The 12,956-nt window shown below is 39.7% G+C and carries 8 protein-coding genes and 1 pseudogene; 7 read left to right on the forward strand and 2 right to left on the reverse strand.

What is annotated here, in order from left to right; all coding sequences use genetic code 11:
• Positions 1-664: pseudogene (locus BLV86_RS13245) on the reverse strand (hypothetical protein); the annotation flags it as partial.
• 744 nt (positions 665-1,408) lie between these two features.
• On the opposite strand from BLV86_RS13245, the gene BLV86_RS13250 reads away from it, so the two are divergent.
• The 7 genes from BLV86_RS13250 (at position 1,409) to srtB (BLV86_RS13280) (ending at position 12,434) form a co-directional block, all read left to right on the forward strand.
• The gene (locus BLV86_RS13250; protein WP_090818360.1) at positions 1,409-6,955 is read left to right on the forward strand and encodes a vWA domain-containing protein; all 5,547 of its coding nucleotides are present in this window, start codon (positions 1,409-1,411) and stop codon (positions 6,953-6,955) included.
• 26 nt (positions 6,956-6,981) lie between these two features.
• Positions 6,982-7,206: a hypothetical protein gene (locus BLV86_RS13255; RefSeq protein WP_090818362.1), complete on the forward strand. Its 225-nt coding sequence runs from the start codon at positions 6,982-6,984 to the stop codon at positions 7,204-7,206.
• 11 nt (positions 7,207-7,217) lie between these two features.
• Entirely contained in the window at positions 7,218-7,799 is a 582-nt protein-coding gene (lepB, locus tag BLV86_RS13260; RefSeq protein ID WP_090818365.1) for a signal peptidase I, read from the forward strand.
• Positions 7,800-7,899: 100 nt separating this feature from the next.
• Positions 7,900-9,075: a DUF7601 domain-containing protein gene (locus BLV86_RS13265; RefSeq protein WP_090818368.1), complete on the forward strand. Its 1,176-nt coding sequence runs from the start codon at positions 7,900-7,902 to the stop codon at positions 9,073-9,075.
• Between the two features lie 119 nt (positions 9,076-9,194).
• Positions 9,195-9,944, forward strand: coding sequence for a class B sortase (gene srtB, locus BLV86_RS13270; RefSeq protein WP_090818371.1), 750 nt, complete (start codon positions 9,195-9,197; stop codon positions 9,942-9,944).
• A 16-nt stretch (positions 9,945-9,960) separates the two neighbouring features.
• The gene (locus tag BLV86_RS13275) at positions 9,961-11,301 is read left to right on the forward strand and encodes a Spy0128 family protein (RefSeq protein ID WP_090818374.1); all 1,341 of its coding nucleotides are present in this window, start codon (positions 9,961-9,963) and stop codon (positions 11,299-11,301) included.
• Between the two features lie 386 nt (positions 11,302-11,687).
• Positions 11,688-12,434, forward strand: coding sequence for a class B sortase (srtB, locus tag BLV86_RS13280; RefSeq protein WP_090818377.1), 747 nt, complete (start codon positions 11,688-11,690; stop codon positions 12,432-12,434).
• 114 nt (positions 12,435-12,548) lie between these two features.
• Here srtB (BLV86_RS13280) and BLV86_RS13285 read toward each other — a convergent pair whose 3' ends face one another.
• Complete coding sequence (locus tag BLV86_RS13285; protein ID WP_031551097.1) at positions 12,549-12,842, reverse strand: hypothetical protein; 294 nt, start codon at positions 12,840-12,842, stop codon at positions 12,549-12,551.
• Between the last annotated feature and the right edge of the window lie 114 nt (positions 12,843-12,956).

A 12,956-nucleotide genomic window follows, 5' to 3' on the forward strand; every position in this document is an offset into this window, starting at 1 on the left:
CGTGGTCATGTTTTTTACTGATATAGATGATGATCGCATTGAGAATATCATACTTCGGATCATCTGAATTACTACCAAACAAAAAACTTCTGTCAATTTTATAAACTTCAATTGAATTCGCTCTGGTCTGAGCTGCTCCGGTGCAAAGCCAGATAGAGTATACCTTTTTGATATTCCCATACTTTACGGGATCGTCACTGTCTGTAGTGAACTCAACTCCCTGCTGTGCCGAAATCATACGGCAGCAATAGAATAAGGCTCTCAGCGGTAAATCATATCCGGGTTTATCTTCATTCTGGGCTTCAAGATTTATGATGAGTTTAATATACTCTGAATCTCCATTGCCAGGTAGCCTGAGATACGTACGTATATCGTATTTGTCCAAACCTTCTTCGTTCAAATACGCTTCTGTATTCAGTCCGTCAATCCGTTCACCTGCATTGGTGAGCCCGCTGTCAACATAAACCTTACTTACGAGAACATCACCTTCTATACAGGTCTCAATCTCGTCATAATTCATATCCCGGCACTCGGATACGACTTCTTTGAAAATCCTTGCAAGCAAAGGTTTGTATGCAAGGATATTTTTCACCGTCATATCCAGCCGGATCTTGTCGGGGTCCGTAGCCACTATGGCTTTCCCCAATCCTGTAAATTGTTCCATATCTACTCCTAAAATCCGGCGAGAAAGATATGAACCTCTCGCCTTGATTATATATCAGTTCTGCGCAAAGCTGATAATGAAATTTGTATTATCGGGAATGATCATTCTGAATGAATTTCAAGATTATAACCTTTGAATGTCTACCAGACTTTAGAAGCATATCACAGCCGGACCGGGTTTCATATGGTCTGTTTTCGGACCATATCCACCGGGGATGGTTCTCGTCGGCAAATCCACAATATCATTAATAAAATAAAGATAAGAGCTGCCCGACTGGGCAGCTCTTCTTGTAAGTTTATTGTTTAATGATATATAGAAGAAAATCATCAATTTTTAATAATCATCCTCTGCAATCACCATCGGATCCGTAAACCTGGTCTCCTCTGAAAAATAAAATATACCCATAAATTCCCTATAGTAGAAATAAATTCCATAAAATCATAGTTTATAAAATTAATATCCATTTTATCATCATAACCTACACTTTCCTTACATGGTAAACCAAAATTAAACTAAGTTTACCTCCGATTATTACACTATTCTTTGGAAAAACTTAAAACCTACACAAAAACTCACAAATTTAAGCCATTAAAAATTAAATCCTAAGCACCAATTATTAATAAAAAATAACTTTTTACGAAAAATTCGGTTTATTTTTAAGGGAATTATTAATATTCGGTTTGCTAAAATTTGTTCATAAAATGATTAAACCAAGGTTTGGCTTAAACATAGAGGGTGTAGTTTATGAAGAAAACTAATTATTCAATCAAAAAAATATTCAGGAAGGGATTGGCAACATTGCTGACTGCCAGCATGGTAGTCACAGCAGTACAGGCTCCGGCCTTTGCTGAAAGTGCCGAGGAAGTAACAGAATCAAGTGCTTCCGTTTCCGGAATTATACATAAGAAGATCACACTTGAGCTTTTAAGCGATGACTTGAAGGAAGCTGCTCTTACAGCGATCCGCGAGAACCGTCTTTTCGACGCCGAGGATTATCTGGGAGCAACCGGAGACAATCAGAAAGCATTAAAAGAATATGAAGCATTCTTCAATGAGAATCCGGGACTTTATGTAGTGGATGCTCCTGAGTCAGTTCAGGACACACTTTCCGGTGAGGACGCCGAGCTTCGCATCTTCGTTCAGAAAGATGCCAAGATGGCAACGGTTGACCTCACAGCAAGCCCCAGTGAAATCACAAAAGAAGATTCTACAGAGTCAAAGAATGTTGAGTTCCGCTATGGTACAGATAAGGATATAATCCTTTACGAGCCATCATCACAGGTTGATACACTTGTAAATGGCGGTGAGGATGCTTACTACGTTGATCCTGAGCAGGAAATTGCCGATAACTCGGATTACGAGCTTACAGGAAACGAGAAGATCACATTCATGTTTGTGAATGCTTCCGACGAGAAGGTGACTTTCACACTGAAGGTTGACGGCGTAACTTATGACAAGGTAGAGGTTGGCGGAAGAAAAGCTGCTCTTCAGAAGATCATTAATGAGGCAGGAACCAAGAAGTCTACCGAGGAAACAACAGTAGCTGAGACTACAAAAGAAGAGACAACAGTAGCTGCAGAAGTTTCAGAAGAAACAACAACCGTAGAAGAGACAACAGCAGCTGAGGTTAAGGATGCCGAGACAGAAGCTCCTGCAGAAGAGACAACCACTGAAGTTACAGAAGCAGCTGGCACAGACGCCGCAGAGATTACAACTGATACAAATGATTCATCAACAGTAGTTGAAGAGACAGCCGCTGAGACAGAAAAAGAAACAGAAGCAGCTGAGACAGAATCTGATGTAAAGGTTGAGGCAGAAGCAGAGGAAACAACAGAAGCTTCAGAGGAGCCTGAAACAGAAGCTACTATTCCTGAGAAGATCGCTGAAGCAGTAAGCGATGCATTCGATGGAGTAGGTGATGTAGTTCTTGGAAGAATGACAGTATACGCAGGCGTTGTTGCTGAAGGCGTTGAATTCGATCCTGAGACAGAAGCACCTGCAGCAGAAGATTCCGGAGAGGAAGAAGAAAAAGAGACAGACGGCGTTGTTGCTGAAGCAGTTGAAGCAGCAGCCGGAGAAGATACAGCAGCTGAAACTGATGAAGTAAAGTCAGAAGAAGTTACAGAAGCAGTTGAGGCAGCAGATGATTCAACAACACTTGAGAATGCAGTTGCTGAAGGAATCTCAGAGGACGAGGCTGAGGATCAGGTTCAGGAGACAGAAGCTGTTGAGACAACAGTAGCTGAAACCGTAGCCGTAGCTGAGACAGAAGCTCCTAAGGAAGAAATCAAGAAGGTTGATGAGACCAAGGCTGCTGTAAAGTCAGAATCCAAAAAGGTAGCATCCGAATCAGAGATAACTGAGTACGATGACTTCGCAAAGGAACTCATCGCAGAAGTTAAGGAAGAAGTTCTTCAGGACAAGGAAGCAGCCAAGGAAAACATCAAGGTTGCAAGAATCGCTCAGTACACAATTAATGAGCTTGGAAAGGTTCACTACGAAACAGAAATCGACGGATACAACGTAGAAGTCTTCGCATTAAGAACTGCATTCGGTGATAAGACTCCGGAGCTTAAAGTAAAAAAGCTTTACAAGCCTGAAGAAGTAGCTGATGGTTCAGAAAAAGTTCTTACAGACGAAGAAATAGCAGAGCTTAAAGCAAACAATATTTATGAGAATTCACAGTCACTGGATATCTACTTCGTAGACAGCTTTGGAATGGAAGTAGAGCCTGAAGAGACTGTAAAGGTAAGAATCACAGTAAATGATGAAGACCTTTTGAAAAACATCGATGCATCTTCACTGGAAGTACATCACATCAAAGAAGAAGACAGTACATTGAAAACAGAAAAGGTTGCTTCAACAGAAGATGTAAAAGCACTTGATGAGAATGATGAAAAGATTTCTGATGAAGACCTGAAGGCAGATGCAGAGGCAGATGCGGAAGGTGAGGAAAAGGAAGTTAATGTAGCAAGTGCGGTTGCAGAGTTTGAAGTTAATAGTTTCTCGACATTTACAATCACTTGGAAGCAAGACAATCACACCTATGCAACCATAACAGTTCATTATGTAGATGAAAAAGGCAAAGAACTAGATGCCGTAAAATCTGTTCAGACTTTAAACATTGCGGATGGAGATGTGATTCTTTCGGATGTTCAGGGGGGAGTTACAGACTATGATTACGTAGAAGCTCGTCTCGGAAGTATAGATGGAGCAGTTGTTGCAACGGTAAACGCTGCTAATAAGATCTACAGTGATAGTTATAAAAAAGTAAGATTCTATGATGAATATGGAAAGCGAGTTGAGAATGGAAGCGTTCAAGGAAATGAACTGTTAGAGGAATCAGAAACAGGAACGTTATCAGATAAAGGTGAGCAGTTATATTATTATCAGTATACTGGATATTATTATGATTTACAGTATGATGAGGGATTTGACGCATACTATGACGGGGATAGCTACGATTTTGCGAAAGTTACTGAGAGAACATCGGATAATATAACTATGTATACATATGCCGGTCAATACTATGGCACAAAGTATTACAAGGTATATGATTTAGAAACAAGAAAAAGATGGTCTAAAGAACGCGAGTATGTTAATGATGTATATCTGATTTATAGAAAAACAGAAAACCCTATAGGAGGAAATAGTAATCTGGATCCGAATGCATTAGGCGCTCCGGCAGCTAGTAAGACACTTACTCCTAACGATGATGGAACTTATACATTAACACTAAATGTACAGGGTAAATCTGAGGGTAAGAAGAAAGATGCCAAAGCAAATGTAATAATTGCATTGGATGTATCCGGAAGTATGATAAAAGATACTGACAATAAACCTAATGATAGACTTGTTATAGCTAAGGAAGCGATTAACAGCCTTGCCAGCAAGTTATTTGAAAATAATGCAACCATATCAGATAGCATTGAGATTGGATTTATTACATATTCTACTTCCATAAAAGAAACATCTGATAAGAACTATACGAACTATACAGATTTTAAACAACTGGTTGATAGTCAAACGGCTGAAGGAGGAACAAACTGGGAGGCTGCACTTTTGGCTGCCAATAAATATGATTTTAATGATGACGATCCTATATATGTGATTTTTGTATCCGATGGAAAACCGACATTCAGGACAAATGCAAATGGTAGTACTGAAGACATTGAAGTATTGCAAGATTTTAATGGCGGTGTGTATCGTGTATACGGTGGCGGTAATTATGATCCTGGAAATCGTTGTTTAGCAGCAGCGCAAATAGCAGCAGAATCTCTAATAGGTGCCAATAAAAAACTATATGCAGTTAATGCATTTAGTAATACTGATGCTGAGTCCCATATGAAGTCACTGTTTGGAGAAGATGAGACAGCTAAGAAAAACAACTATTTCAACGCAAATGACAAGAAGGCTTTGACAGATGCATTTGATACGATTTGTAGGGAAATCACACAGGATCTTTCGTATGCAAATGTTAGCATCTCAGATGAAGTTACACATGATACTTCTACAAATATTAAAACTTCTGCTTCAATTTCCGGAACACCTACAGGTTTTGAGTATGATGTTTATATGACAAAAACCGTGATAGAAGATGGTAAGACAAAGGAAGTAAGAGTAGATTCCACAGCAGATGCTCTTTGGGAAGCATTCAAGAAAACAGGCGCAGATGAAGATGAAGGTTTCTTAGAAACTTATAAAGATGCTCAGGATCTTGCTAATGCGCTTGCAGTGGAAAAAGCTGAACTTAATAAGTCTGAGAATGCAGCTTCATTTGTAAATGGAGAAGTAAATTGGGAAATAAAAGGAAAAGAAAAGATAACATATAAGGATAAAACAACTGGCGCAGATAAAGTTGCCTATAAACTTATGAATAGAGCAACATACTCCGTAAGCTTTGTAGTATGGCCAAGTCAGGATGCATATGATGCAGTTGCAGATAAATCAAATAGTGTGGCAACTAATTATAGTGACCCCAACTTGAAACAGGATGATGAAGGTAACTGGACATACAAGACAAATGGTGATGCAAACCTTTATTATTCAGTTTACTACAATAATGATGGAGCTGTAACAACAAATGAAAAGGACCCTGTTCCATTATCAACTGACAAAGTTATGAAACTCTCAGGTACAAATCTTGGAGTTGATAAGATTTGGCAGGTCGATAATATCGATGAGCAGAAGGGGCTTATCGATAATCACGAACAAATCACACTTAACCTGTACAAGGGAACAGATAAGGATGCATATATATCTGGCATTGTTGTAAAGCCCATAGCAGATACAGTTAATACCGACAATAATATTTATAAGGATGAAGCCAAGACGGAGTTGGTCGGTGTTAAGGCTAGCTACAAAGATCCTGAAGACGGAACAACAAAACAGGGTATAAAGTGGACGAATAGCCAGGAACTTGCTATTTCACCTGGTACATTGGTAACAAAACCAAGTGATCCTAGCAAGGATCCATATAAAGATCTTGGAAAACCTCAGTATACCTTAGGTTCTAAGACATATTACATGCTTGAGGCCGGACATGATTATCACTTTGATGAGAAGAGTGAAAACCACAAGTTTGAACTTAATACCAGAACATATCATCCGATGCTTGTAGATGGAACATTGTATGATGTAACCTTTGGCGAGAACAACGTTATCAAGTCAATGGAACAGATGGGAAGCAAGGGAGATGAAAAGATCACTGCTTACAACAAGCTGGAGTATGACGATCTTAAAGTTACCAAGGTTTATACCGGAAACATGGCCAGAACTTATGATACAACATTTAGGCTTCACCTCTTCGATGAGTCAGGTAATGCAAAGGCATATGATGAGGTTGTAAATCTTAATAAAGATGGTGAAAACGAAAAGTTATCTAAGGTTACTGGAGATAGTAATGTAGGAGTATATGAGTTCATTATCAAACCGAAGAATCTTAATGATATAGATTCGGCTGATGCTTCAATAACTCTTTTATTACCAAAGAATGTTAAATATATCGTTGAAGAAGTAAAGGATGGAAAGCTTTACAGTAATTACAAGACTAAATGGGGTACATCAAGTGCAGAAGTAACAAATGAATGTGCACCAACTGGTAATGCTTTCACATCTAAGCTGAAACTTGATGAGTTTAACGAAATCTATTTTGTTAACGAAAATAAGATTGATACTCCAACAGGATTTAGAGATAATGTAAATCCGTTCGTAGTACTTGCAATTGCAGGTTTAGCAGCAATGGTATTCCTTGCATACGACTTCCAGAAGCGTCGTCTGTTTGAAGACTGATTAAACAGTTAAAAAGGCAAAAGCAAATGGCATCAAGATCACTTGAGGATATTGCAGAATTTATCGAAAAGATGAAGTTCCAGAAATCCCTTTTCGGAGGGGTGAACGAGCAAAGTGTCTGGAAAAAGATCGATGACCTGAACAATGAATACAAATCAGTATTCGAAGAGCAGGAGATCAAATACCGGACACTGCTCGAGGAACGGGATCTCGAGATAAAGAAATTAAAAGAAAAACTGAATATGGACTAAGGAGGACAGTCATGAAACATGGAAACGGTTCTCCCGAAAAGAAGGCATCGGCCAAAGGAAGTCCTGTAGACCAGGCGATCAGGAAAAGACGAAGAAGACTCAGTCAGATAAGTGATATTAAGTCATTTTTCTCAAGGCTTCTGGTAATGATCATCATGATTTACATCATGTTCTGGATCATCTTCGGACTGAAACCCATGGCCAATGACGACATGAAACCAAGAATCAGCGCCGGCGACCTGATGCTTTTCTACCGGCTTGAGACACGAATCAATTCCGACGATGTGGTGGTTATCCAAAAAGACGGAAAGACCTACACCGGAAGAGTCGTGGCAAAGGGCGGAGACAAAGTTGAAGTCACGGACGATTCAACACTTAAGATCAACGACAGTACGATGATCGAAAGTGATATCTTCTACAGCACACCAAAGTATGAGGAATATGTACAGTATCCGCTGCAGCTTGCAGATGATGAATATTTCATCTTATGCGACTACAGAAACGGAGCCAAGGACAGCCGCTACTTCGGAGCTGTGAAGAAAAGCGAAATCCTGGGTAAGGTGATAACGATCATCAGAAGATCCAATCTGTAAAAGCTTACCCGGAAAACCAAGAGATCAAACAAGTACGGCGGTACTTATTTGAATAAAAAACGTAGGATTATAATTTTATTTTAAGAGAGGGTTAATTATCATGAGAAAGAACATTAACAAACTTGCAACACTCGTAATGACAGGCGCACTTGCTACATCAATGAGCTTCGGAGCTTTCGCTTTCAATTTTACTATTCCCAAAAAAGTTACAGTTGATATGGGTAATACAACAAAGGCTCCACAGACAACTTTCGCTCTTACAGTTTCTGGCGTTGAAGCTGCTACAGATAGCCAGGGAAACGAAATAACTCCAGCAAATGTTAAGAAGAATATTACAGATATAGGTGCAACTACTCCAACAGAATATTCAGTAACACCTGGAACATCAACTCAGGCAGGACAGATTTCATTACAAGGTGCTGCTTTCGGTGATAATTCAGTACTTAAGGATATTAAAGATGATAATAATAAAACAATTGGTCAGTATTACGAAGGTAGCTTTTCTGCAACTATAGCTGATAGTATCTTCAAAGCTCCTGGTGTATATTCATTTACAGTAAAAGAGACTAATAGTGGATATACAGGTATCAAGTATGATGGTGCTACATATACAATGTATGTTTTCGTAATTCAGGATAATGGTACCAATAAAGTTGATGGTGTAATTCTTGCAGATGAGTCTGGAAAGAAGATTGCTGATATCACAAATGATTTCGGTGCTGATAGTGACAATAACTCTACACATAATATTACAATCACAAAGGATGTAGATGGTAACGCAGGTGATACACAGAAAGAATTTACTTTCAATATTTCTGTAGCACCTAAGGCTAATTCAGACACAACAAAAGTTCCTACATCACAGAAATTCACACTTACTGATGCTGCTGGTACTGCACATACAATTTCTGCAGATAACGCGTCTGTTGGTTACTCAATTAAGGAAGGTCAGGAAATTAAGATCAATGGTCTTACAGCTGATTATGATGTTTACGTAACTGAGGTTCAGGCTAATGCTGATGGATATACTACAACATATACAGCAAACGGTGTAAATGATATATCAGGATTAACAGATAACAAACTTACATCAGCTTCAGATACAATTAAGTTTGAGGTAACAACTGATAATGCTACACTTCAGATCAAGAACTATCGTCAGAACGTAACTCCTACCGGTGTTGCTATGGACATTGCTCCTTACGCTCTTATGGTAGCTCTTGCAGGTGGCGCAGCTGCTACATTCCTTCGTAAGAAAGAGTCTTTCGAGGACTAATCTGTAATTAACCCTTTTACAGAAATTTAATTAGATAAATCCGGTGAAGCACCTTATAATAAATATTTGGTGCTTCACTCATAAAAAATTTCTGTATGGTAAGTTTTAAGGGAGGTCCGATGGAGAGGGCGGCAACATTAGCAAGAATCGGTAATCAGATACTTGGATTTATGGCTACGGTCATGATCATCACGATGCTTGCCTACGGTGGTTATTCTCTTTGGGATGTGTACGTAACCTACAGCGGTGCATTCATGTCCAGTGACCTTATGAAGTTAAAACCAGGTGAACAAGGTAGTAATGCTCCTACATTTGAAGAGTTAAGAAGAATCAACAAGGACGTTAAAGCCTGGTTAACCGTTGATGATACCCATATTGATTATCCTGTACTTCAGGGTGTAGATGATATGGAGTATGTAAATAAAGATGTATACGGAGAGTTTTCACTTTCCGGAGCGATATTTGTATCGTATAAGAATAAAGAAGATTTCAGTGATCCCTACAATCTTTTGTACGGACACCACATGGACAATGGCGGTATGTTCGGTGACGTCATGGAGTTCATAGATGAAGGTTACTTCAACAGACACCGGACAGGTAAACTTTTCCTGCCTGAGAGGACCTATGATTTAGAGTTATATGCATTGATAGAATGCGACGCATATGACAAGTACATCTATAATGTAGAAAATGCGATAGATGATATGGAAGGTTTTCAGGCTTACGTAAAGGAAACAGCTACACACTACAGAGATATCAATGTCACAGCAGATGATCAGATCATCAGCCTGTCGACATGTGTTGATGCTCAGACTAATGGAAGAGCAGTAGTATTGGGACGAATGGTATCAACTGAGCAAACTGGTTAGAGGAGGCTCGCAAAGGATGAGTAGAGTATTAAGAAAAAACTATATAGGAGCATTCATGGTAATGCTGTTTGCGTTGCTCCTTAACATATGTGCGTTCGCAGCAGAATATAAAGCAGACGCAGAAGTTCCGTTTAGTGTTACGATGAAGGGAGATAAGGCATCATCTGAAAAGATGACTATCACCATAACCCCTATCGACGGAGCACCGGAATTTGATCAGGATTCCATAACAGTGGATGCCAAGAAGGGCGAGACAGTTAAGGATAAATTCACAATGACTTCTTCAGTCGGAAGTTCATCTCCAATCGACGAGTCATCTGCATATGATGAATCAGCTGAATATATGTATGAATCAGATGGGGCTTATGAGTCAGGAGCAGCCTATGAGTCAGGTGCAGCCGGAGAGACTGGTGGATATGAAGAGCCAAAGGGATTTTTAGAGCCCGGTGATTATGAGTATGAAGTAAGACAGATCAGCGGTAACACAGATGCGTATGTATATGATGATACGGTTTACAGAGTTATCGTAGCTGTTCGTAATAATGAGGATTACAATCTTGAAGCTACTGTAGTTGCTTATAAGAATGGTGACAAAAAAGCAAAACAGGATATCGAGTTTGTTAATGTATATGAGCCATGTCTTACAGATCCTCCTGTAAGGAAGGTCGTTATTGAAGATGAAGGCACAGCACCTGATGATGTAAAGTTCACTTTCTCAATGAAGGCTGATGATAAAACATATCCTATGCCAGAGGGAAGTGTTGACGGTGTTAAGACAATAGAAACAGGTGTTGGTGAAGTTGAGTTCGGTAGCATGTACTATGAGAAGGTTGGTACTTACACCTACTCAGTAGTAGAGAAAAAGGGTGATGCCGCAAGCTTCACTTATGATGAGACCCAGTACACAATCAAGGTTGTAGTTGAGAAGAAGGATGGAAAGCTTGAAGCAACAAGAACCATATACAGCGGCGACAAGACATTTGATGAGATAGTATTTGAGAACCACTACGCAAAGGCCGGTGAGAAGAAGAACGACACAACATCAGGTACAACATCCGGCTCATCAACTACTAAAGATAACAGTAAGAAGCATGAAAGCGATTATGTTCCTGATTCAGGTTCAGGAAGCGTTCTTGGAGCAGTAAGAGATGCTATTGAAGACGGTCCTGTAGGTCAGGTACTTGGAGCAGCTCGTGATCTGGTTGAGGACGGTCCTATCGGACAGGTTCTCGGCGCAGTAAGAGGAGCTACCAGAACCGGAGACAACAGTTTCATGATGGTTTCAGGTCTTTGCTTCCTTGCAGCATTGGCTGTACTCCTTGGATGGATCAAAGCATTCTTAAAGAGATCAAGATAATTTATTAAATCAGATTACATAGGGGCGTTGTCATTCGGAAAGAATGTCGATGCCCCTTTAATATAATTCGACATTTGGAGAGATTGACTTATAATAAGACTATAAGGTTGTAAAATCAAAAATATGGTTATACTGATTATAAGGTAGTAAATCAAGTGTATAGTTATAGAGATTACAAAGCAGAAAATCTGAATTTATAATTATACATATTTCAAGTCGATAAAAGACTGTGTTTTAGAATTATAGAGATATAAAGGTTAATCTGAGTACTAGTACAGACTGATTAGAAGTAAATTGTTTAGTTAAAGAAAGAATTTATAAATACAATTTGCATGCAATAGTAATTAGATGTATGAAATCAACGAAGTAAATGCGGGGAGTAATATTTGGATACAATTTCATTTGCGGCGAGAATAGGAAACAGAATATTGAACTTCTTCGTGTCGATGTTTGTTGTGGTGGCCATCAGTTACAGCAGCTATGCACTGTGGGACACATATAACGTCTACAGAGGCGCTTTCCTGAATGACGACCTTCTGAAGTACAAGCCCTCGGGGGGAGTGGGAGAGAGAAATCCGACACTGGAAGAGCTGATGCTCATCAATAAGGATGTGCTTGGATGGATCCAGTTGGATGACACACATATTGACTATCCTTTCGTGGTCGGCAAGGATGATATGGAGTATGTCAATAAGGATATCTACGGCAACTTCTCATTGTCCGGTGCCATCTTCCTCACCATGGCCAATGCCCATGATCTGAGCGACAGATACAACCTGATGTACGGTCACCACATGGACAACGGCGGTATGTTCGGTGATGTTATGGAGTTTATCGACAAGAAATACTTTGATAAACGAAAGACCGGAACCCTTTATACTCCGGACACAACCTATCAGATCGAGATCTGGGCATGTATCGAAACAGACGCCTATGATGACGAAGTATACAACGTCCTCAACAAAAAAACAGAAGACGATATGGCCCGATTTATAAGCTACGTCGAGAAAAACGCCACCAACATACGTGACGACCTGAACATCCAGCCCTCCGACAAGCTCATCGCCCTCTCCACCTGCGTCGACGCCGCCACCAACGGCCGCGCCCTGGTCATCGGACGACTGACAAAATGATGCATAAATATGAAAAATCTCCGGAACCTTCCGGAGATTATTTGATGCGCAAAAGTAATCCACCTTGGACGGTTCTCGCCGGCGAGAACCGTCCAAGGTGGGATTATTGAAAAATCAGGCAATATCTTTTTGGAGTACAAGATTATAATATTCAGAACGAATCTGCTCAGCTTCTCTTCCAGATATTCTGTTTATCATGTCAATTATGGCATCCATGACGTTCATATGTGTAGTAAGGTTACTTAAGGAATTGCGTTCTTTGAGATATACGTCCCATCCGTTTTCGCTTTGAACAAGACATACTGCACAATCTGCAACCCCATCAAAACTATACATATCAGAACGAAAATGATTACTTAATACGGTTTCTGCAGCATTTAGACACTTTTGATTGTATCTGCTATCCATTCTGTTACCTCCTCAATTTTATAATCAGCTAATTCTTGTGCAATGGTTTGCGGATGAAGGTATTGAATACCATGTCAAAGCATTTTCCAAGATAGTTATATTTATGCCTTGTCA

It is taken from the genome of Oribacterium sp. KHPX15 (genome assembly GCF_900107835.1).
Taxonomy (GTDB): domain Bacteria; phylum Bacillota; class Clostridia; order Lachnospirales; family Lachnospiraceae; genus Oribacterium.